Source organism: Rhodobacter sp. NTK016B (assembly GCF_017303295.1).
Taxonomy (GTDB): Bacteria; Pseudomonadota; Alphaproteobacteria; order Rhodobacterales; family Rhodobacteraceae; genus Pararhodobacter.
Genome location: NZ_JAFKOK010000014.1, coordinates 116,485 through 137,256, shown reverse-complemented (window position 1 = coordinate 137,256; position 20,772 = coordinate 116,485). Strand labels below are relative to the sequence as shown.

Here is a 20,772-nt window from a genome sequence, read left to right as displayed (position 1 = left end):
AATGGGCTGCAGGCCCAGGGGGGGCAAAGCCCCCTGACGCCCTCTGACAGAAAGGCCCGACATGGCCCGCAACGGAACGCCCATCCTCGCCGTCCTCGTGGATGCCGACAACTCCTCGCCCAAATGGGCCGACGCGATTTTCGAGGAGATCGCCTCGCTGGGCGAAGCCTCGGTGCGTCGCATTTATGGCGATTTCTCGCGCCAGCAGATGTCGGGTTGGCAGGAAAAGCTGCCCGCGCTCGCGCTCGTGCCCCATCACCAGCCCGCCAATACCGTGGGCAAGAACTCGTCCGACATCGCATTGGTGATCGACGCGATGGACCTTTTGCATTCGGGCCGGTTCGACGGCTTCGTGCTGGTCTCTTCGGACAGCGATTTCACCCGCCTCGCCAGCCGGATCCGCGAGCAGGGGCTCGATGTCTACGGCATCGGCCAGCAGAAAACGCCCGAAGCTTTCCGCAAGGCCTGCAAGCGTTTCATCTTCGTCGAGAACGTGATCCGCGAGGCCGAGCCGCGTGAGACGCCTTCGACCAAGGCCCAGCCGCGCGACGCGGTGCCGCTGATCAACGCGGCGATGCAGGCGCTCGACCCTGAGGGCGAATGGTTCCCGCTGGGCCTGATCGGCCAGACGGTCCAAGCGACGCATCCCGATTTCGACAGCCGCTCGTTTGGCTGCGGCAAGCTTTCGGAACTGGTCGAGAAAGCGGGCCGCTATCAGGTGCGCCGTAACGGCGCGCAGGTCGAAGTCCGACGCCGGGACTGACGCCGGGATTGACGCGGGGCTCAGCGCTTGGGCGGGATCGCATACGTCATCGAGGCCCGGGCCAGAACATCGTCCGAGCCTTCGTTGCGGATAAGCACATCGCCCACGGCCAGCGTTTTCCCCAGCTTCAGAAGCCGGGCGGCCCCGATCAGGTCGCGCCCGGCCTCTGGTTTGCGCAGGAAGTCGATATTGGCATTCGTCGTCACGGCCAGCGAGACCGGCCCGATCATCCCCAGCAGCACGGCATACATCGCCAGATCGCCCAGCGTGAACATCGACGGCCCGCTGACCGTTCCGCCGGGCCGCAGATGGCCCTCGCCGATCAGCATCCGCACATCGGCCTCCATCGGCGCCACCCGCTCGATGCGAAAATCGCGGGCGACCTGCGGAAATTCGGCCATCATGAAGGCGTTGAGCGACGCTGCGTCCATTGCGTTGGTCATGCTTTCCTCCCACTCTCCTCGCCGCTAAGGTCAGCGAAAGCTTGGAGGAGGGCAAGATGAGCGACGCCTTGGTTAAGTGTGACGTGACGGAACGGATCGCGGTGCTGACGCTCAATCGCCCGTCCGCGCTGAATGCGCTCTCGGACGCGGTGCTCGCCGTGCTCAAGGACCAGCTGACCGCCATCGCCGGGGATGAAAACGTCAAGGTCGTGGTGATCCGCGGCGCCGGCAAAGTGTTCTGCGCGGGCCACGATCTGAAGGAAATGCAGGCGGGCCGCGCTGCGCCCGATGGCGGGGCGGCCTATTTCGCCGATCTTTTCACCCGCTGCGGCGCGGTCATGCAACTGATCCCGCAGATGCCCCAGCCAGTGATCGCGCAGGTTCACGGCATCGCCACGGCGGCGGGCTGCCAGCTCGTCGCGGCGTGCGACATGGCGGTCGCGGCCGAGGATACGCGCTTCGGGGTGAATGGGGTGAATATCGGCCTGTTCTGCTCGACCCCGATGGTGGCGCTCAGCCGCAACGTACCGCGCAAGCAGGCGTTCGAGATGCTGACCACGGGCGAGTTCATCCCCGCCACCCGCGCCCGTGAGATCGGCCTTGTCAACCGCGTCGCTTCGCCCGACCGGCTCGAAGCCGAGACGATGGCGCTCGCGCAGACCGTCGCCGCGAAGCTGGGCGTGGCGGTCCGGATCGGCAAGCGGGCCTTCTACGAACAGGCGCTGATGCCTCTGGATCAGGCTTATGACTACACCCGCAACGTGATGGTCGAGAACATGCTCGAGCGCGACACGAATGAAGGCATCAACGCCTTCATCGAGAAACGCAAACCCGACTGGCGTGACTGACCCGCGTCCGACGCCACAGTCAAAACGGGAAGGGCGCGCGTTAACCCAAAGTTAACCCGCGCCCATCTTTGTTCCTTAAATATCCTGAGGGTCCGGGGGCAAAGCCCCCGGTCCGCCTTCAGCCAAACACGCGGCGGAAGATCGTGTCGACATGCTTGGTGTGATAGTCCATGTCGAATTTCGCGCGGATCCCGTCTTCGCCCAGGGCCGCCACGACATCCTTGTCGGCCAGCAGCTGCTCCTGAAAATCCACTCGGTCTTCCCAGACTTTCAGCGCGTTACGCTGGACCATGACATAGGCATCCTCGCGCGACACGCCCGCCTGCGTCAGCGCCAGCAGCACGCGCTGCGACATGACCAGACCGGGGAACTTGTTCATGTTGTCGAGCATGTTCTGCGGATAGATGATCATCTTTTCGACCACGCCCGCCAGCCGGTTCAGCGCGAAATCCAGCGTCACGGTCGCATCCGGGCCGATGCCGCGCTCGACCGAGGAATGCGAGATGTCGCGCTCGTGCCAGAGCGCCACGTTCTCCATCGCCGGCACCACCGTCATGCGCACAAGCCGCGCAAGGCCCGTCAGGTTCTCGGTCAGCACCGGGTTCTTCTTGTGCGGCATCGCCGACGAGCCTTTCTGGCCCATCGAGAAGAATTCCGCGCCTTCCAACACCTCGGTGCGCTGCATATGGCGGATCTCGATCGCGACATTCTCGATCGACGAGGCGATGACCCCCAGCGTGGCAAAGAACATCGCGTGACGGTCGCGCGGGATCACCTGCGTCGAGATCGGCTCGGGCTTCAGCCCCAATTTGGCGCAGACATGCTCTTCGACCGCCGGGTCGATATTGGCAAACGTGCCGACCGCGCCCGAGATCGCGCCCGTCGCCACTTCGTCGCGCGCGGCGCGCAGGCGGGCAAGGTTGCGGTCGAACTCGGCATAAAAGCGCGCGAAGGTCAGACCCATTGTCGTGGGTTCGGCATGGATCCCGTGCGAGCGCCCGACGCGAACCGTGTATTTGTGCTCTTCGGCGCGTTTCTTCAGCGCGGCCAGCACTTTCTGGATATCCGCTTCCAAGATGTCGGCGGCGCGCACCAGCTGCACGTTCAGGCAGGTATCGAGCACGTCCGACGAGGTCATGCCCTGATGCACGAAGCGCGCTTCTTCCGAGCCGACATGCTCGGCCAGATGCGTCAGGAAGGCTATGACGTCATGCTTGGTGACGGCCTCGATCTCGTCGATGCGGGCCACGTCGAAATCCACATCCTTGGCTTTCCAGACGGCCTCGGCGTTTTCCTTCGGGATCACCCCCAGCGCGGCCTGCGCGTCACAGGCATGGGCCTCGATCTCGTACCAGATCTTGAACTTGGTCTCGGGCGACCAGATGGCGACCATTTCGGGGCGGGCATAGCGGGGGATCATGGGGAATCCTTCAATTCGGGCGGGGTTGCGGCCTGATAGACCCGGCTGCCCAGCCGTGCAAGTCTCGCACAGGCTTCGGGCGGCCATTGGCCCGGGAATCGGAGGACAAGCCATGCGAGTCGCGGTGATCGGTGCGGGGATATTGGGGGCGTCGGTGGCGCTGCATCTGCGCCAGGGCGGGGCCTCGGTGACGATTTTCGACGCGGGCGAGGCGCAGGCGACGCCCGGCTCTTTCGCGTGGATCAATGCAAGCTGGGGCAATGACGCGGTCTACCGCGCGCTAAGGCTGGCCTCGATGGATCTGTGGCCCGCCCTTGGCGCGGCCTTTCCCGGCGCAGGCTACCGGCGCTGTGGCGGCTTGCTGTGGGATCTGCCCGAACCGGCGCTGCGCGACTTCGCCGAAAGCGTGGGCGATTACGGGCGGCTCGTCGATCGCGCCGCGGCGGCAGATATCGAGCCGGGTCTGCGCGCGCTGCCGGATCTCGCCTTCCACGCCCCGGGCGAGGCGCAGGTCGAGCCGCTGGCCGCTGCCCGTCTGATGGCCGGCGCTGTCGAGCGGTTGCGCGTCCTTGGCATCGACACCCAACAGGGGCGGCCCGCTTTGCGCACGGAAGAAGGCGTGTCGATTTTCGACGCCGTTGTGATCGCGGCGGGCACCGGCAGTGCCGATTTGCTGGCGCCGTTGGGGCTGCAACTGGACATGAGCGCGCCCGAGGGGATGCTGGCCTGGTCCGAGCCGGTGGCGCCCGTCCTGCGCGGCTTGCTGATGATGCCCGACATGCATCTGCGCCAGAATGCCGAAGGCCGGATCGTTCTAGGCGAGGATTTCGGCGGCGGCCCGGGCGGCGAGGGGGCCGAGGAAAAGGCACGCGCTTTGCTGGCTCTGGCGGGGACGCGGCTGGGTGTGCCGCTAACGCTGGCCCGCGTCACCCGCGCCGCGCGACCGGTCCCGGGCGACGGGCGTCCCGCGCTGGGGGCACTGCCGGTTCCGGGGCTTTTCCTGGCTCTCAGTCATTCGGGCGTGACGCTGGCTCCGATTGTCGGTCGCGCGCTGGCCGCCGAAATCCTTACCGGCGCCCGCGATCCGCTGGTCACGCCCTATGCGCCCGAGCGCGTGCTTCAGTCGGCATAGACCCTGAGCGTGGCAAGCTGACCCAGCGGAAGACCCAGCGCCTGCATCGCCGGAACCGAGATCGTGCTGCCCGCCGAAGGGGCCGCGCCCGAAGGCCGCAGCTCGACATCCAGCGTGGCGCCTGACTGCGTCTCGACCCGGCCGGGCTGCGTGGCGGTGACCAGCCCGGTCTCGACCCAGTTGCCCGGCCCACCGGTCGCGCCGATCCCCGCCAGCGTCTCGCCCAGAAGACCGTCCGCGCCCGGCTCGGGCGGCGCGGCAACGCGGCCATCTTCCCCCATGCCGGGGGCGAGGCCCGGCTCAGCGCCCTGTATGCCGGGCCGGCCCTGCGGGCGCATGACCTCGCTGCCGGGGCTTTCGGTGACGGCGACATCGGTCCGGTCGCCGCCGCCGAAGGGGAGCGAAGAACAGGCGGCAAGCAGCGGGGCCAGAGCAAGGGCGAGGGGGATGAAACGCATGCCCGAAGGGTAGCGCTGCCCCCCTCACGCGGCAAGCGCGCGGCGCGTGGAAATCGACGCGCCAGCCTATTCCTTCGTCGACCTTGTCGGGCGCAAGCCGGGAGATTACGTTTCGGTGCCGAGGAGACCCATGTGACCCAGACCGCCCCGCTCATCGACCCCTTCGCGCGCGCGATCCAGTATCTGCGCGTCTCCGTGACCGACCGTTGCGATTTCCGCTGCACCTATTGCATGGCCGAGCACATGACCTTCCTGCCGAAGAAAGAGCTTCTGACGCTGGAAGAACTCGACCGGCTGTGCACGACGTTCATCGGCATGGGGGTGGAAAAGCTGCGCGTCACCGGCGGCGAGCCGCTGGTACGCCGCGGCATCATGACCTTCTTCGAAGGGATGGGGCGCCACCTGTCGTCGGGCAGACTTAAGGAACTGACGCTGACCACCAACGGCTCGCAACTGGCCCGCTTCGCCCAGCCGCTCGCCGATGCCGGGGTGCGGCGCGTCAATGTCTCGCTCGACACGCTCGACGACGACAAATTCGCCGCGATCACTCGCTGGGGCCGGCTGCCGCAGGTGCTCAAAGGCATCGACGCGGCAAAGGCTGCCGGGCTTCGGATCAAGATCAACGTGGTCGCCCTTAAGGGCTTCAACGAAGACGAGCTTTTCCCGATCGTGACATGGTGCGCGGATCAGGATCTGGACCTGACCTTCATCGAAGTCATGCCGATGGGGGACATGTCCGAGGAGGCGCGGCTTGATCAGTATTGGCCGCTCGCCGACCTGCGCACCCGGCTGGCCGAGCGCTACACGCTCACCGAGCTCGCCGAACGCACCGGCGGCCCCGCACGCTATGTCCGGCTCGAAGAAACTGGCCAGAAGATCGGCTTCATCACGCCGCTCACGCATAATTTCTGCGAAAGTTGCAACCGCGTGCGCCTGACCTGCACCGGTGAGCTGTTCATGTGCCTGGGGCAGGAAGACGTGGCAGACCTGCGCGCGCCTTTGCGCGCGTCCGAGGATCCGGAGCTTCTGGAACAGGCGATCCGCGACGCGATCGCGCGCAAGCCCAAAGGCCACGATTTCGACTATTCCCGCCAGAAGGTCGCAGGACAGGTCAGCCGCCACATGAGCCATACCGGCGGCTGACCCCAACCGCGGCGCTTGTATTTCCGTCGAAAAGGGGGGCTGTCTGCCCCCCTCGGCCTTCGGCCTCACCCCCCGAGGATATTTTCGGATTAAAGATGCGCAAGTTTTCTTAAAATTGCGCTGCTCTGTGTCCTGTTCATCTTTAATCCACAAATATCCCGGGGGTCCGGGGGCTGGCCCCCGAGGGCGGAGGCGGGCGCAGCGCCATTATGGGGCGGCTTGATCGCGGGGTTTTCTTCGCCTGTTCAGTAAACTAGGGTCGCGCTCGTCGTGTTGAGGCCGGGAAGGGCGGGACATGGATTTTCTGATGCAATCGACGGTGTTCCACTCACCGGCGATGATCTGGGTGACAATCTTGTCTGTCGGGCTTGTGGGCCTGTCCAAAGGCGGTCTCGGCGGGGCCTTTGCGCTGATGGGCGTGCCCGTGATGTCGCTGGTCATGCCACCGGTCATGGCGGCGGCGGTTCTGTTGCCTGTCTTGCTGACGATGGATGCCGCTAGCCTCTGGATCTGGCGGCATTGGCGCGATGGCGAGGTTTTGCGCGTGATGCTGCCCGCGGCGATGTTCGGCATCGCGGCAGGATGGGCAGCGGCGGCGGTAACGTCCGAGGCCGTGGTGCGCCTTATCGTCGGCTTTGTGGCTTTAGGATTCACCGCGCGGGCCCTGTTGGCGCGTTTCATCGGCACGGCGCCCCGATACGTGCCCGCGATGGGCTGGTTATGGGGCACGATTGCCGGGTTCACCTCGTTCGTGGCGCATGCCGGCGGGCCGCTGTTTCAGATCCAGGTCCTGCCCAAGCGTCTGGATCCCAAGCTTTATACCGGCACGTCGGTCCTGTTCTTCGCGGTGGTCAACGTCGTGAAGGTCGTGCCCTACGCCGCATTGGGCCTGTTCGAGCGCGAGGTGCTTGTCTCGGCCTTGTTGATGCTGCCACTCGCGGTGATCTCGGTGCGCATCGGCGCCGCTGTGATCAAGCGCATGAGCCCCGAGGTTTTCTATCCCTTCACCTATACGATGGTGGCGATCGTCGGCGTCAAGCTGGTCTGGGACGGGCTGTCGGGCTTGTTCTGACCGCGCCCTGTGCAAGCCGTCGCGATCAACCGCCCAGGCCCGCGCGTTGGCGCGCGCGCTCGATCGCGGCAAGCACAGCATCAAGCCGCGTGTGCTGGATCATGTGGCCCGCGCCGGGCAGGGTGACGAGATGCGCGCTGGGAACGCGCTCGGCGAAGGGACGCGCGTGAATGTCGATGCCGACGATCTGGTCGTCTTCGCCGTGGAGCATCTCGATGGGCAGGGTCAGCGTATCGTAGCTTTCGCTCATCTCGACGATATTGGGTAGCAGGTCATTGATTTGCCGGTTATTCGCCGCCTGCGAGTCGCGGCGCAGCGAGAGGACGGCACCGAAGGCCTCGGCGTAGTTCTCCGGCGGGTCCTCGGGCTCGAAAACCTTGGCGATCGGCGCATCGATTGCCGCTTCGGGGGTGAAGGCCGACAAGGCGGCGCGCACGGGCTCGCCCAGAGAGGTCTGGTTCAGGTCATACCAGAAGCTCAGCGTGCCGTCCCAAGGTTCGAGCGCCGCCGCAAGCAGCACCAGCGCGGCGGTTTCGTCCTGCGCTTGCAGGGCCCAGGCGGTGGCGACTGCCCCGCCATAGGAATGGCCCAGCACGATGGGGCGATTCAGGCCGATCTGTTCGGCCGCCTCGCGCAGCACGCGGGCCTGCAGGCGCGGGTCGCTGTCGGCCGGGCCCCAGCTTTCGGAATAGCCAAGCCCGGGGCGGTCGAGAGCGATCACCCGGTAATCGTCTTCGAGCCGCTCCACGAGGTCGATGGTGAAGTCGCGCACATTGCCGTTGGCGCCGTGGATGAGCACGATATCGGGGGCGGTGCCCCGCGGCTGGCCTCGTTCGATAAGGTGAACCCGGTGGCCTTCGACCTCGACGAAACGCCCGATCGGCGGATAGTCGGCCTCCCATTCCGCTTCGCGACTGTCGGCGCGTTCATCGACGAGCGGCCCACAACAGGTCAGCAAGGCCAGCGTACCAAGGATCGGCATCAGGCGGGAAAAGCGCGGGCGTTTGGGGGTGCGGGGCATCGGGCAAAGGATCCGGCAGCGTGTTTCTGGGGTGCGCATTTCAATTAGCCCGGCGCAGGATCGGGTCCAGTCCATGAACGCTGGCGGGTGTCGGCTTGGGGCAAATGCCCCTCGCCTTCGTCAGTTCGCAAGGCCCGTATTGCGACCGGCGCGCCCGCCCCGGCGCCGCGCGGCGCTGAGGGCCGGGGCGCTGGCTGCGGCGAGAAGCGCAGTCATCGGGTGGTCGTCCGAACGCGGGGCCCGGTCTGCGAGGCGCGCCGCCGTCTGCGCGTAATCGGCGCCGGCGGGCAGGCTCAGCGCCCAATCGACAAGGATCGAACGGCATTCCGTTTCGCTAATCCCGTCGAGCTTGTAGGCCTCGCGGATCAGCCCCTTGGGATCGTCGGGATCTTGCTCGGGTTTGGCCATCATGCCTCCAACGCGGCGACGCCGGGCAGGGTCTTGCCTTCCATCCATTCGAGGAAAGCGCCGCCGGCAGTCGAGATATAGGTGAAATCCTTGGCCGCGCCTGCGCGGTTGAGCGCAGCCACGGTATCGCCGCCGCCCGCAACCGAGACCAGCGTGCCGTCCCGGGTCAATTGGGCGGCTTCGGCTGCGGCGGAATTCGTCGCTTTGTCAAAGGGTTCTATCTCGAAGGCACCGAGGGGGCCGTTCCAGATAAGGGTGCGCGAGGTTTTGAAGACATCGACGATCTGCGCCACGCTTTCGGGACCTGCATCGAGGATCATCGCATCGTCGGGGCAGTCGGTGACGATTTCGCTGGGCGCGTTGGCCTTGAACTCGCGCGCGACAACGAGGTCGGTGGGCAGGATCAGACGGCAGCCCAGCGCGCGGGCCTTGTCCATGACCGTGCGCGCGGTATCGGCAAGGTCGTGTTCGCACAGCGATTTCCCCACCGCTTGGCCCTGAGCCGCCAGAAAGGTATTGGCCATGCCGCCACCGATCACCAATGCATCGACTTTCTCGATCAGATTGCCGAGCAGGTCGAGCTTTGTCGAGACCTTGGCGCCGCCGACCACTGCGACAACCGGGCGGGCGGGATTGCCGAGCGCGGCGTCGAGGGCTTTGAGCTCGGCTTCCATGAGGCGACCGGCGCAAGACGGCAGGAGACGCGCGATACCCTCGGTCGAGGCATGGGCGCGGTGCGCGGCCGAAAAGGCGTCGTTGACATAGATGTCACCCAAGGCGGCGAGCGAGGCGGCCATCATCGGGTCGTTCTTTTCTTCGCCGGGATGGAAGCGGGTATTTTCGAGCAGCAGAACATCGCCCGGTTTCATCGCGGATACCGCGTCCTTGGCGGGTTTGCCGATGCAATCCTCGGCGAAGGCCACCGGTTTTCCGAGCCGGGCCTCCAGCGCCGGGCGCACCTGAGCGAGCGACATCTCCGGGACGACCTTTCCCTTAGGCCGGCCGAAATGGGCGAGCAGGACCGCCTTGCCACCGGCCGCGACGATATCGTTGATCGTTGGCAGGATGGCATCGATGCGGGTGAAGTCGCTGACGGCGCCGTTCTCGAATGGCACGTTGATGTCAACGCGAATGAGTGCGGTCTTGTCGGTGACGTCCATCGCGTCCAGGGTCTTGAAGTCCATCTGCTGCTCCTCAGGCGGGTACCCGGGTTTGATGCCCCCGGAGCCGAGGCGCGTCAACCTTGCCCGCCGATCTGCGTCGGATGGTTGCGCAATTCATGGCACCCCGATTGAAAAGAGGCGACCGGTAGAGGGCAGAACGCGGCACGGTCGGTCCAAGCAACCCCGGCGGCTTGGTGCTGAGCAGCGTTACGGCAAACAAGGGCAGGGCGGCGGCGCAAGGCCGTCGCCCCTTTTTCCCGATGTCTCAGGTCAGATGGGCGACCCAGCACCCGAACCCGCCCATAAAGGCCGGAGCCGGGCGCTCGTCGTCACGCGCGTCAAGCGACGTAGCGCGACGACGTGTCACCGCCGGCATGGGCAGTTCCAGTGCGGAATTCGGCCAGGACTTCGGCCAGATCCAGCGATTGCTGGCGCAATTCGTGGATCGCCACGGTGGTTTCCTGCACCATGGCCGCGTTCTGCTGCGTCACGGTGTCGAGCTGGCCCACACCCACGTTGATCTCGGTCACGCTGTGCGCCTGATCGTCTGCAGCCTGCGCCACGGTGGTCATCAGGCTGGCGATTTCGTCGACCTGGATTGCGAATTCCGACAGGGCCGAGCCTGAGCGCCGGACCAGTTCAACGCCATGATTGACCTGTTCGGCGCTGCCGGTGACGAGTTCCTTTATCTCGCGCGCGGCATCCGACGAGCGTTGCGCAAGGCCGCGCACTTCGGAGGCGACGACGGCGAAGCCGCGACCGGCTTCGCCTGCGCGTGCGGCCTCGACCCCGGCATTGAGCGCCAGCAGGTTGGTCTGGAACGAGATATCGTCGATCATCGTGATGATCTGCGAGATTTGCGACGAGCGGTGCTGGATCGCGGCCATGGCATCGATGGCCTCGCGCACGATCGGTTCGCTGACCTGCGCCTTTTCCTGCGCGCCGCGGGCGATGCGTTCGGCTTCGCGCGCGTTGGTGGCGGTTTCGGTGACGCGGGTGCTGATCTGCTGGATCGCTGCTGCCGTCTCTTCCAGCGTGGCGGCCTGCGTTTCGGTGCGTTTCGACAGGTTGTCGGCCGAGCGGGTCATGTCATCGGCGCCCTGACGCATGCGCGAGACGGAGTCGATCACGATATTGATCGTGTCCCGCAGCGAGATCACGGTCTGATTGAAATCCTCGCGCAGCGTTTCGTAACGCTCGCCGAACGGGGTGTCGAACGAGACACCGAGATTGCGGCTGGCAAGGGCAGTCAGGCCGTCGCGCAGGGTCGCGACCACGCGCAACTGCTCTTTGTGGTCGGCTTCGCGCGCCAGCTCGTCTTCATGCGCGATGCGAAGCCGGTCGCGCAGGTCCGAGATATGCCGGGAGAAGTCGCCGATTTCGTCGCCGCGGGTCAGCGACGGGATGTCGCCGTCATAATTGCCCGCTCCGATCTGCGCCAGCGAGTCGGCCAGCCTGCGCATCGGAAGAGAGATGAGTTGGCGCATGATCAGCATCGTCAGCGGGACCATGATGGCAACGACCAGCCCTGCGAGGCCGAGAGAGAACCAGGTGTCGGCATGCGCGCGTTCAAGCGCGGGTTCGGTCGTCCAGAGCGACATAACCCGACCAATCGGTTCTTCCGCATTGCTCGTGACGATCGGCGTCTCCATCATGAAACGGCCATCGCCAAGATCAAAGCGGGTCATTTGCCCGGCTTCGGTTCCCGAGGCGTCGGCAGCGGCGGTCCGAGCGCTTTGCAAAGCCGCCGCGTCGCCGTGAGAGATGAGCGTGTTGCCCGCCTGGTCGGTGACCGTCAGGCCGAGGAGGGAGCTGGCGTCGATTTGCGAGAAGCTCTGGACGAATTCCTCCAGCCGGCCGGTATCGTTGAAGCGCACCGGTGCCGCCGTCTGTTCGGACAGATCGTCGAGCCGCAGCTCGGTGACGTAGTGCATGTTCTCGATCGCATTCCGGCTGGCCGTACCATAGGAGATGGTGAAGCTGGCCGTTTCGACCAAGAGCATCGCGACAACGACGACCGCCGAAATCTTGATGAAGAGCGACAGACGGAAGTTGGTCGCGTCGAGACGCGGCAAGGTCTGGAGAAGTCGCATCGTCGGATCCTTATCCTGTCGCGATCACATCAGTTGCTCGGCATCGACACCGACAGTCATGGCGCCGATCAGGCTGCCCGTATCGGGATCGACCAGCGGGAACGAGATCTGCCCCTGATAGCGGCCGGTCGATTCGTCGAGTTCGATGTCGCTCAGATGCAGGGCGCCGGGGCCCGCGCCGTAGGTTTCGGTGAATTTCGCTTCATCCCCCTGCCAGTAATCCGACGTGGCCGCAGAGACAGCGACATTGAGGCCGACCGCGTCCATCACGATGATTTCGGTGATACGCCCGCGCGAGGCTTCAACTTCGCTGCGCAGATGGTCGGACAGGGCATTGCCCAGAACGGGGGTGATGGTGGGCATGTCGGCCTGGCCCAGTTCAGCCTGCCAGGTGCGGTCGAGCGCGGCGATGCGGTCGCCGTCATAGGACGACGTCACCGCGTTCTGTGCGCGCACGGCGTCGAGGATCGCGGGGTCGCTGCCGAGCGCGCTGAGTTCCGAATTGTAATAGCCTTCGAGCGCCGGGCCGAAATCCTGGGCGAAACCGGCGCTGGCGGTGAGGGTGGCGATCGCGGCGAGAGTGGCCAGTTTCATGTCTTGGTCCCCTGAGAAAACACGCCCAAAAGCCGGACGCGATTCGCACCTTAGGACCGAAGGTTTTAGCGGGCGTTAATTTCGCCCGCCCCCCGAATGACGCCCGGCGACGCGCCGGAACCCGGCCCTCGCGCCGGTCGTCGGGCGCGGGATCGGCGCTGGCGGGATGCCTGCGCAGAGGGCGTTTTGTCGTCGGATTGATGGAAATTCGGGCGGTTTTTGACCCGCGAGCGTTAACAGTACCATCATCTCTTACCATTGCCGAGCGCGCCGGATCGACTACACTTAAGGTGAACAGGGACGGTGGCATGATAAATTATTTCAACGAAATGATGGAAAACGGCGCGGTTAGAGCGCCTTACGCGCATCTGCAGGGCTGGGTCGATCAGATGCCCGCAGAATTGCGCAATCTGAAACAAGCCGAAGCCGAAGCCCTTTTCCGACGGATCGGGATCACCTTCGCGGTTTATGGCGAAGGCGGCGATCCCGACCGGCTGATCCCGTTCGACATGTTCCCGCGGGTGTTCAGCGGACGCGAATGGACGCGGCTCGAGCGCGGTATCAAACAGCGGGCGCGGGCGCTGAATGCGTTCCTTGCCGATGTCTACGATCGCGGTGAAATCGTGCGGGCAGGGCGGATCCCGGCCAAGCTGGTTTATCTCAACGACGCCTATGAGAAAGTCGTGGCGGGCATCAAGCCACCCAAAGGGGTCTACAGCCATATCGTCGGCATCGATCTTGTGCGGACCGGGCCCGACGATTTCTTCGTGCTGGAAGACAATTGCCGCACACCCTCGGGGGTCAGCTACATGCTGGAAAACCGGGAAATCATGATGCGGATGTTCCCCGAACTCTTCAGCACCAACCATATCCAGCCGGTCGAGGCCTATCCCGAGATCCTGCGCCAGACCCTTGCCTCGGTCGCGCCCGAAAAATGCGACCGCGAGCCCAATGTGGTGATCCTGACGCCCGGCCATTTCAACAGCGCGTATTACGAGCATTCCTTCCTTGCCGACATGATGGGGGTCGAGCTGGTCGAGGGGCAGGATCTGTTCGTCGAGGGCGAATTCGTCTGGATGCGCACGACCGAAGGCCCGCGTAAGGTGGATGTGATCTATCGCCGGATCGATGACGCGTTTCTGGACCCGTTGTGTTTCCGGCCGGATTCGATGCTGGGCGTGCCGGGGCTGATGGATGTCTATCGCTCGGGCGGGGTCAGCATCTGCTCGGCCCCCGGTGCCGGGGTCGCGGATGACAAGGCGGTCTACACCTTCGTGCCGGAAATGGTGCGCTTTTATCTGGGCGAAGAGCCGATCCTGAACAACGTGCCGACATGGCAATGCGCCAAGGAGGACGAGTGCAAATACGTGCTCGACAATCTGGGCGAGCTGGTCGTCAAGGAGGTCCATGGCTCGGGCGGATACGGGATGCTGGTGGGGCCCAAATCCACCAAGGAGCAGATCGAGATCTTCCGCGCCAAGATCGAGGCCGATCCCGACAATTACATCGCCCAGCCGACGCTGGCCCTGTCGACCGTGCCCAGCTTCGTCGAGGAAGGCGTGGCGCCGCGGCACGTCGATTTGCGGCCCTATTGCCTTGTGGGCGAGCGGATCGCGCTGGTCCCGGGGGGCCTGACGCGCGTCGCGCTGCGCGAGGGGTCGCTCGTCGTGAACTCGTCGCAGGGCGGCGGGGTCAAGGATACCTGGGTGTTGGCGGAGTAACAGATATGTTGAGTAGAACCGCCGATAACCTGTTCTGGCTGGCCCGCTACATGGAGCGCGCTGAAACCGCTGCCCGGCTTCTGGAAGTGGGGGCGCGGATCGCCATGCTGCCCAATTCCGAACAGGGCTACCGCAACGAATGGGAGGCGCTGCTGCATGCCAATGGCACGCACGACACCTTCATGAAGAAATACGGCGACCCGGTGCAGCGCAACATCGAGAGCCATCTGTTCTTCGACCGCGAGAATCCGTCTTCGGTCATATCCTGCATCACCGCTGCGCGCGAAAACGGGCGCATCGTGCGCACGGCGCTGACGACGCAGATGTGGGACGCGCTGAACACCGCGTTTCAGGAAATGCGCCAGATCGAGCGCGAGCCGCGCTCGGATCAGTCGCTCAACCGTCTGACCGACTGGACGCGGCGGCACTGCGCAATGGTGCGCGGCGCGATGGATACGACCCATCTGCGCAACGATGGCTGGGATTTCCTGAATATCGGCTACTATCTTGAGCGTGCCGACAGCACGGCGCGGCTGCTCGACGTGAAATACTGGGTCCTGCTGCCGCATGCCGATTTCGTGGGTTCGGGGCTGGACAATTACCAATGGCGCACGCTGTTGCGGGCGATGTCGCTGCACCGCGCCTTTCACTGGGCCTATGGCGGCGAGATCACCGCGCGCAAGATCGCCCATTTCCTGATCCTGAACCCGCAGACCCCGCGCGGCCTCGTGCCCTGCGTCGAGGCGCTCAACCTGCATCTCGACCGGCTCGCGCGCTATTACCGCCGCCCGACCGAGGCCCAGAGCGCCGCGCGCAACATGATGGCGCGGATGTTCGAGACCTCGACCGAGACGATCTTTGAAGAGGGGCTGCACGAATTCCTCATGCGCTTTATCTCCGAGATCGGCGATCTCGGCGGGCGGGTCCATGCGGCTTATCTCAATGGGGATGTGCGATGAAACTGACGGTCGAACACGTCACCACCTATATCTACGACCAGCCGGTACGTGGCGTGGTGCAAAGCCACCGCCTGCTGCCGACCCAATGCCTGAACCAGAGCGTGCAAAGCTGGAACGTGACGGTTTCCGACGGCATGATGGGCGGCAGTTTCCGTGACGGTGCGGGCGATTACGTGCAGGGCTGGACGGTTACCGGCCCGGTCGACCGGATCGAGGTCCGCGTCACCGGCAGCGTCACGACGACCGACTGCGCGGGCGTTCTGCGCGGCAATCGCGAATTGCTCTCGCCCATCGCGTGGCTGGGCGAGACCGGCCCGACCATCGCCGATGGCGGACTGAAGGCGCTGGCGGCCAAGGCGTCGGGCGAAACCGGACTGGCGCTGGCGCATGATCTGTCGGCCAAGGTATCGGGTGCGATCGCCTATACGCCGGGCGCGACCGATGCCCATACCACCGCCGCCGAGGCGCTGGAGCAGGGGCAGGGCGTCTGTCAGGACCATGCCCATGCCCTTATCGCCTGCGCGCGGGCGCGCGGAATGCCGGCGCGCTACGTCTCGGGCTATCTGTTTACCGATTCGGACGGCAAGTCGCACGAGGCCGCGCATGCCTGGGCCGAGATCTGGATCGACGGGCTCGGCTGGGTCGGCTTCGACCCCGCCAATGAATGCTGCCCCGATGAGCGGTATATCCGGCTGGGCTGCGGCGCCGATGCCGAGGGCGCGGCCCCGATCCGGGGCATCGCCCGTGGGCCGGGCTCGGAAACCATGGAGATTGCCGTTGCGATCGCGTCGGCGCAACAGTAAGCACGGGCGTTCGCAGGCCCCGGCTGGCGGGGCGCGGCGGGGCTGAGAGGGCCGGTGTAACGTGACCTATTGCGTGGGATTGCTGCTGAAGGCCGGGATGGTTCTGCTGTCTGACACCCGCACCAATGCGGGGCTCGACAATATCGCCACCTACCGCAAGATGTTCACCTTCGAGGAATCGGGCGAGCGCTGCATCGTCATCCTCACGGCGGGCAGCCTGTCGGTCACGCAGACCACGCTGGCCCAGCTCCGCGACGGGATCGAGCATCCCGAGACCGAGGACACGCCCTCGATCATGCAGGCCAACACGATGCTGGAAGTGGCCGAGATCGTCGGCAACACGCTGGCCTCTGTGCGTCAGGATATCGACGCCAAGATGCAGGCCTCGAAGGTTTCGACCGCCGCCTCGATGATCGTCGCAGGCCAGCGCAAGGGGGGGACAATGCGGATGTTCCTCATCTATCCCGAGGGCAATTTCATCGAATCGACCGAAGACACGCCCTATCTTCAGATCGGCGAGCACAAATACGGCAAGCCGATCCTCGACCGCGTGGTCTCGCCCGACACCTCGCTGGAAGACGCGCGCAAGGCGGTCTTCCTGTCGATGGATTCGACACTGCGTTCGAATCTCTCGGTGGGGATGCCGCTCGATTTCGCGGTGATCGAGAAAGACGCCTGCCGCGTCACCCGCAGCGAGCGGATCGAGGCCGAGAACGAATCCTTCCGCGCGATGTCGCAGGCATGGTCCAACGCCCTGCGCGACGGTTTCCAGAAAATCGAGATCTGAGCGGGCGTTCCAGGCGTCGCACCGTCGGTGTGCGGCCCTGCCTTGCCTTGCAAGGGGCATATCTTCTTTCGAACATATCCGAAACAACCGGTGACGGCTTCGTCCGCCGCCGCAACTGGCCAAGCCGCCGGTTTGACCGGCGCAAATGCCGTCAGGATTCGGCATCATATCTTGTGAGATGGCTGGGGCGGTAGGATTCGAACCTACGGTACACGGTACCAAAAACCGTTGCCTTACCACTTGGCTACGCCCCAACTGCGGCGGTGTTTATCCCGCTGAATCGGCCGCCGCAAGAGGGCGCGGGCAAAAAATTAGCGATCATGTTCATGGCCATGACCCGAGCCCTTCGCGCGCTTGCCAGAAGGGCAGCGGACTGCCATCCTGTCTGCACATCGCGGTTGATTGGGGAGCGTCTTGTACCGTCTGGATCGGGAACCGGGAGCGCCAGCGGACGAGAGCCGCGCCCAGGCCGAGGCCGTCGAGCGCCGGCTGACCAAGATTGCCGCCACATTTGAGCACCTTGACGCCGATCATCCTCACCGGGCTTACGGTGATTTCGCCGCCCTCTATCTCAGCACCACGCGGCACTGGCTTGCACGGCTCGCACCATCGCCCGAATCGGTGTTTCCGCTGCATGTCATGCCGCCTTTCTACGCGCTCTATGCCCAGCATGTCGTCGCCCGGATCGACGCCCCACTGAGCCGGATCGCACCGCATTGGCGGGCTTATCATCGGCGCACGCGGTCGTTGCGGCCCGTCTCGGCGCCGCTGGCGCGGTTCCTCGCTCTGGCCAGCGGCATCCGGGCGCATTCGCATGCCGATATGGGCGCGGCGATTCTCGCAGCCGAGCGCAGCAGCGGCATGCGCCTCGATGACCATGCGCGCCATCATATGTTCGATGCGGTCGCGACGCGGGCCTTTGCCGAGGGGGCGCAGGCGGCGCTTGGCTGTTCCCCGATGCTCGAGGTGACGCGGCCGATCTGGCTGCCGGTCTTGCACCATTGGCGCGCCAGCGGCTATCGCCGACAGTGGCGCGACCGCGGGGTTTCGCAGGGCGCGCAGGCAGTGTAGCAGCGCGGGCGACACGCAGGGCATCAGGCAGGAGGTCGGGCATGTGGGATGTGATCGTGCTCGGCGCGGGGGCCGCCGGGCTGATGGCGGGGATCGAAGCCGCGCGCCGGGGCCGCCGCGTGCTGGTGCTCGACCATGCCAAGGCGCCGGGCGAGAAGATCCGCATCTCTGGCGGCGGGCGGTGCAACTTCACCAACCTGCAGATCGCGCCCGAACGATTCCTCAGCCAGAACCCGCGCTTCGCGCTCTCGGCGCTCAGACGCTACACGCAGCACGATTTCATCGCCCGGATCGATCGCGCCGGGATCGCGTGGCACGAAAAGACGCTGGGCCAGCTGTTTTGCGACGGTTCGGCGCGGCAGGTCGTGGACATGCTGTTGCGCGATCTGGCCGAGGCCGGGGGCGAGTTGCGCCTCGGCATCGAGGTCAAGCGCGTGCTCCCGGGTTTCACGGTCGAGACCCGGGATGGCCCGCTCAGGGCCAAGGTCGTGGTGGTGGCGACCGGGGGCAAGTCGATCCCAAAGATGGGCGCGACGGGGCTGGGCTATGACATTGCGCGCGCCTTCGGTCTCGACCTGATCGAGCCGCGCCCGGGCCTTGTGCCGCTGACATTCTCGGATGCGCAGCGCGACGCTATCCAGACGCTGGCGGGGGTCAGCGTGCAGGCGCGCGTGGGGCTCAAGGGCGCGAAGATCGCCTTTGACGAAGGGTTGCTCTTTACCCATCGCGGTTTGTCCGGGCCCTCAATCCTGCAGATTTCCAGCTATTGGCGCGAAGGGCAGGCGATCGAAGTCGACCTAGCCGCCGGCCGCGATATCGCGCAAGAGGCCCAGTCGGCCCGCGCCGAAAGGGGCGCGCGCGAGCTCGCGAATGCGCTCGATCTGCCCGAGAAACTCGCGCGCTCGATCACCGGCCGCGCGGGCCTATCGGGCAAGCTCGCCACCCAGTCGAAAGCGGCGCTGCAAAATCTCGGCGACGCCGTGCATCGCTGGCAGCTCGTGCCCAACGGGACCGAGGGCTGGCGCACTGCCGAAGTGACGCTGGGCGGTGTCGATACCAGGGCACTCGACGCGAAGACGATGCAGGCACGCGCCGTGCCCGGTCTCTATTTCGTGGGCGAGGTGGTCGATGTCACCGGCTGGCTCGGCGGCTATAACTTCCAATGGGCCTGGTCCTCGGGCTGGGCTGCCGGGCAAGCCGCCTGAGCGTTCTTTCACTTTGTCTCAAATAATCAAAAATGGCGGCCCTCACCCGTGAGCCGCCCCGATAAAGGTACATCGGTCCCGTTTGTCCTGCCGGGCCAAAGGCCCGGCCGCGCGGCGCGGGGGCTCGATGCCCCCTTCAGAACCCCCTTCAGAACCCGTTTCAGAACCCGTTTCAGAACCCGTTTCAGAGCCCTTGTCAGAGCCGGTAAAGGTCGCTGAATTTCGCCTCCAGATAATCCATCAGCGGGGCTTCCGACGGCTCGAAACCACTGGCATGGGCGATCGTGTCGCGTGGCTCGCGCAGGCCGCCATGGCGTTGCAGCTTTTCGGTCAGCCATTCGGTCGCGACGGTAGGCCGGCCCTCCGCCAGCGCGGTGTCGATCCCCACCAGATCCTTGCGCAACGCCTTCATCAGGCAGCCCGCATAGACATTGCCCAAAGCATAGGTCGGGAAATAGCCGAACAGACCCACAGACCAGTGCACATCCTGCAGCATTCCGTGCGACGGGCGGTCCACTGCGACACCGAAATCCTTGAGGAACCGGTCGTTCCACGCCGCTTCCAGATCGGCGGGTTTCAGATCGCCCGAGATCAGCGCGCGTTCCAGATCGAAGCGCATCATGATGTGCAGGTTGTAATGCACCTCGTCGCTCTCGGTGCGGATATAGCCCGGCTGCACCCGGTTGACCGCGCCGAAAAACGCCTCGGGATCCAGACCCAGATCGCCGAATTCGTGGCGCATCTGCCCATGCAGCCAGCCCGTGAAGGCGCGCGAACGGCCAACCTGGTTCTCGTAGATCCGGCTCTGGCTTTCATGCACGCCCATCGACACGCCTTCGCCCAACGGCGAATAGCGGTAATCCGGGGCGATATTCTGCTCGTAGCAGGCATGGCCCACTTCGTGGATCGTCGAATAAAGGCAGTTGAACGGATCGCTTTCGGCCACCCTTGTGGTGATGCGCGCATCCGCGCCCGACCCTGATGAAAAGGGATGGACGGCCAGATCGAGCCGCCCATGGGCGAAATCGTAGCCAAAGGTCTCGGCCAGCAGGCGGCTCAGACGCAGCTGCCCTTCGCGCGGGAATTCGCCTTTCAGCGGCGCGGGTTGATACTCCGCGCCCAGCACCTTCTCGCGCAGCGAGACCAGCCGTGTGCGCATCCGCGCGAAGATCTCCGCGACCTCGTCGCCAGTGATGCCGGGTTCGTAATCGTTGAGCAGCGCGTCATAGAGCGCGCCATTCTCGGCCAGCGCCGAGGCTTCCTCGCGCCGCAACTCGATCACCCGCGTGAGGGTGGGCAGGAAATGCGGCACGTCATCGCGTGCGCGGGCCTCGGCCCAGACACCCTGCGCGACCGAGGTCACGCGGGCGATTTCCGAGGCAAGCGCGGCGGGCACGCGGGTATTGCGGGTGTACGAGCGGCGGACATGGCGCAGGATCGCCTCGCCTTTCGCATCGGGGGCGGTGGCCGCTTCCAGCCACTCGCCAAGGCGCGGATCGGTGCGCCGCGCGTGCAGCACTTCCTCCATCGCCGCCATTTCCTCGCCGCGCTGCTCGGCGGCGCCGCGCGGCATGACGGTTTCCTGATCCCAGCCCAGGCGACCCATCACCTGCGACAGGGCCCAGCTGGTGCGCTCATGCGCGACGATTTCGTCGAATGCGGTCATGG

Annotated in this window: 20 protein-coding genes and 1 tRNA gene; 11 read left to right on the top strand and 10 right to left on the bottom strand. The window is 65.3% G+C overall.

Going from position 1 to position 20,772, the window contains the following annotated elements; genetic code table 11:
- Positions 1-61: 61 nt before the first annotated feature.
- Positions 62-763 (top strand): NYN domain-containing protein, encoded by a 702-nt coding sequence (locus tag JI664_RS18245; RefSeq protein ID WP_207015198.1) that lies wholly within the window; start codon positions 62-64, stop codon positions 761-763.
- Between the two features lie 20 nt (positions 764-783).
- On the opposite strand, the gene JI664_RS18240 is transcribed toward JI664_RS18245, so the two are convergent.
- Complete coding sequence (locus JI664_RS18240) at positions 784-1,206, bottom strand: PaaI family thioesterase (RefSeq protein ID WP_207015197.1); 423 nt, start codon at positions 1,204-1,206, stop codon at positions 784-786.
- A gap of 56 nt (positions 1,207-1,262) precedes the next feature.
- Between JI664_RS18240 and JI664_RS18235 the strand changes: the two genes are divergently transcribed.
- Positions 1,263-2,054: an enoyl-CoA hydratase gene (locus JI664_RS18235; protein WP_207015196.1), complete on the top strand. Its 792-nt coding sequence runs from the start codon at positions 1,263-1,265 to the stop codon at positions 2,052-2,054.
- A 118-nt stretch (positions 2,055-2,172) separates the two neighbouring features.
- On the opposite strand, the gene purB is transcribed toward JI664_RS18235, so the two are convergent.
- Complete coding sequence (purB, locus tag JI664_RS18230; RefSeq protein WP_207015195.1) at positions 2,173-3,474, bottom strand: adenylosuccinate lyase; 1,302 nt, start codon at positions 3,472-3,474, stop codon at positions 2,173-2,175.
- A 112-nt stretch (positions 3,475-3,586) separates the two neighbouring features.
- Here purB and JI664_RS18225 point away from each other — a divergent pair, with 112 nt between their 5' ends.
- Positions 3,587-4,606, top strand: coding sequence for an NAD(P)/FAD-dependent oxidoreductase (locus tag JI664_RS18225; protein ID WP_207015194.1), 1,020 nt, complete (start codon positions 3,587-3,589; stop codon positions 4,604-4,606).
- On the opposite strand, the gene JI664_RS18220 is transcribed toward JI664_RS18225, so the two are convergent.
- Positions 4,594-5,064: a D-galactarate dehydratase gene (locus JI664_RS18220; protein WP_207015193.1), complete on the bottom strand. Its 471-nt coding sequence runs from the start codon at positions 5,062-5,064 to the stop codon at positions 4,594-4,596. The genes JI664_RS18225 and JI664_RS18220 overlap by 13 nt on opposite strands.
- Positions 5,065-5,196: 132 nt before the next feature.
- Between JI664_RS18220 and moaA the strand changes: the two genes are divergently transcribed.
- A complete protein-coding gene (moaA, locus tag JI664_RS18215) occupies positions 5,197-6,207 on the top strand; it encodes a GTP 3',8-cyclase MoaA (RefSeq protein WP_207015192.1) in 1,011 nt (336 codons plus the stop codon).
- 295 nt (positions 6,208-6,502) lie between these two features.
- Entirely contained in the window at positions 6,503-7,279 is a 777-nt protein-coding gene (locus JI664_RS18210) for a sulfite exporter TauE/SafE family protein (protein WP_207015191.1), read from the top strand.
- Between the two features lie 25 nt (positions 7,280-7,304).
- On the opposite strand, the gene JI664_RS18205 is transcribed toward JI664_RS18210, so the two are convergent.
- From JI664_RS18205 to JI664_RS18185, 5 genes are all read right to left on the bottom strand, one after another.
- Positions 7,305-8,300, bottom strand: coding sequence for an alpha/beta fold hydrolase (locus tag JI664_RS18205; protein WP_286174162.1), 996 nt, complete (start codon positions 8,298-8,300; stop codon positions 7,305-7,307).
- Between the two features lie 120 nt (positions 8,301-8,420).
- On the bottom strand, positions 8,421-8,708 hold the full coding sequence (locus tag JI664_RS18200; protein ID WP_207015190.1) for a hypothetical protein: 288 nt from the start codon (positions 8,706-8,708) through the stop codon (positions 8,421-8,423).
- On the bottom strand, positions 8,708-9,892 hold the full coding sequence (locus JI664_RS18195) for a phosphoglycerate kinase (protein ID WP_207015189.1): 1,185 nt from the start codon (positions 9,890-9,892) through the stop codon (positions 8,708-8,710). Before JI664_RS18195 ends, JI664_RS18200 begins: the two co-directional genes overlap by 1 nt.
- A gap of 317 nt (positions 9,893-10,209) precedes the next feature.
- Positions 10,210-11,964, bottom strand: coding sequence for a methyl-accepting chemotaxis protein (locus tag JI664_RS18190; RefSeq protein WP_207015188.1), 1,755 nt, complete (start codon positions 11,962-11,964; stop codon positions 10,210-10,212).
- Between the two features lie 24 nt (positions 11,965-11,988).
- Positions 11,989-12,558: a hypothetical protein gene (locus JI664_RS18185; RefSeq protein WP_207015187.1), complete on the bottom strand. Its 570-nt coding sequence runs from the start codon at positions 12,556-12,558 to the stop codon at positions 11,989-11,991.
- Between the two features lie 308 nt (positions 12,559-12,866).
- On the opposite strand from JI664_RS18185, the gene JI664_RS18180 reads away from it, so the two are divergent.
- From JI664_RS18180 to JI664_RS18165, 4 genes are all read left to right on the top strand, one after another.
- Entirely contained in the window at positions 12,867-14,279 is a 1,413-nt protein-coding gene (locus JI664_RS18180) for a circularly permuted type 2 ATP-grasp protein (protein ID WP_207015186.1), read from the top strand.
- 5 nt (positions 14,280-14,284) lie between these two features.
- Positions 14,285-15,238: an alpha-E domain-containing protein gene (locus JI664_RS18175; protein ID WP_207015185.1), complete on the top strand. Its 954-nt coding sequence runs from the start codon at positions 14,285-14,287 to the stop codon at positions 15,236-15,238.
- A complete protein-coding gene (locus JI664_RS18170) occupies positions 15,235-16,041 on the top strand; it encodes a transglutaminase family protein (RefSeq protein ID WP_207015184.1) in 807 nt (268 codons plus the stop codon). Before JI664_RS18175 ends, JI664_RS18170 begins: the two co-directional genes overlap by 4 nt.
- A 61-nt stretch (positions 16,042-16,102) precedes the next feature.
- Entirely contained in the window at positions 16,103-16,828 is a 726-nt protein-coding gene (locus JI664_RS18165) for a peptidase (RefSeq protein WP_207015183.1), read from the top strand.
- Positions 16,829-17,007: 179 nt separating this feature from the next.
- Here JI664_RS18165 and JI664_RS18160 read toward each other — a convergent pair.
- A tRNA-Gln gene (locus tag JI664_RS18160) sits at positions 17,008-17,082 on the bottom strand.
- 160 nt (positions 17,083-17,242) lie between these two features.
- Here JI664_RS18160 and JI664_RS18155 point away from each other — a divergent pair.
- Positions 17,243-17,899, top strand: coding sequence for a hypothetical protein (locus tag JI664_RS18155; protein ID WP_207015182.1), 657 nt, complete (start codon positions 17,243-17,245; stop codon positions 17,897-17,899).
- Between the two features lie 41 nt (positions 17,900-17,940).
- A complete protein-coding gene (locus JI664_RS18150; protein ID WP_207015181.1) occupies positions 17,941-19,104 on the top strand; it encodes an NAD(P)/FAD-dependent oxidoreductase in 1,164 nt (387 codons plus the stop codon).
- 196 nt (positions 19,105-19,300) lie between these two features.
- On the opposite strand, the gene JI664_RS18145 is transcribed toward JI664_RS18150, so the two are convergent.
- Positions 19,301-20,770, bottom strand: coding sequence for a carboxypeptidase M32 (locus JI664_RS18145; protein WP_207015180.1), 1,470 nt, complete (start codon positions 20,768-20,770; stop codon positions 19,301-19,303).
- Positions 20,771-20,772: the final 2 nt, after the last annotated feature.

Bases quoted from the DNA above. Each gene is read 5' to 3' on its own strand.
- JI664_RS18190 (WP_207015188.1), bottom strand. From the start codon at position 11,964: ATGCGACTTCTCCAGACCTTGCCGCGTCTCGACGCGACCAACTTCCGT.
- JI664_RS18175 (WP_207015185.1), top strand. From the start codon at position 14,285: ATGTTGAGTAGAACCGCCGATAACCTGTTCTGGCTGGCCCGCTACATG.
- JI664_RS18180 (WP_207015186.1), top strand. From the start codon at position 12,867: ATGATAAATTATTTCAACGAAATGATGGAAAACGGCGCGGTTAGAGCG.
- JI664_RS18205 (WP_286174162.1), bottom strand. From the start codon at position 8,300: ATGCCCCGCACCCCCAAACGCCCGCGCTTTTCCCGCCTGATGCCGATC.
- JI664_RS18225 (WP_207015194.1), top strand. From the start codon at position 3,587: ATGCGAGTCGCGGTGATCGGTGCGGGGATATTGGGGGCGTCGGTGGCG.
- JI664_RS18185 (WP_207015187.1), bottom strand. From the start codon at position 12,558: ATGAAACTGGCCACTCTCGCCGCGATCGCCACCCTCACCGCCAGCGCC.
- JI664_RS18150 (WP_207015181.1), top strand. From the start codon at position 17,941: ATGTGGGATGTGATCGTGCTCGGCGCGGGGGCCGCCGGGCTGATGGCG.
- JI664_RS18245 (WP_207015198.1), top strand. From the start codon at position 62: ATGGCCCGCAACGGAACGCCCATCCTCGCCGTCCTCGTGGATGCCGAC.
- JI664_RS18145 (WP_207015180.1), bottom strand. From the start codon at position 20,770: ATGACCGCATTCGACGAAATCGTCGCGCATGAGCGCACCAGCTGGGCC.
- JI664_RS18240 (WP_207015197.1), bottom strand. From the start codon at position 1,206: ATGACCAACGCAATGGACGCAGCGTCGCTCAACGCCTTCATGATGGCC.
- JI664_RS18210 (WP_207015191.1), top strand. From the start codon at position 6,503: ATGGATTTTCTGATGCAATCGACGGTGTTCCACTCACCGGCGATGATC.
- JI664_RS18235 (WP_207015196.1), top strand. From the start codon at position 1,263: ATGAGCGACGCCTTGGTTAAGTGTGACGTGACGGAACGGATCGCGGTG.
- JI664_RS18220 (WP_207015193.1), bottom strand. From the start codon at position 5,064: ATGCGTTTCATCCCCCTCGCCCTTGCTCTGGCCCCGCTGCTTGCCGCC.
- purB (WP_207015195.1), bottom strand. From the start codon at position 3,474: ATGATCCCCCGCTATGCCCGCCCCGAAATGGTCGCCATCTGGTCGCCC.
- JI664_RS18195 (WP_207015189.1), bottom strand. From the start codon at position 9,892: ATGGACTTCAAGACCCTGGACGCGATGGACGTCACCGACAAGACCGCA.
- JI664_RS18170 (WP_207015184.1), top strand. From the start codon at position 15,235: ATGAAACTGACGGTCGAACACGTCACCACCTATATCTACGACCAGCCG.
- JI664_RS18200 (WP_207015190.1), bottom strand. From the start codon at position 8,708: ATGGCCAAACCCGAGCAAGATCCCGACGATCCCAAGGGGCTGATCCGC.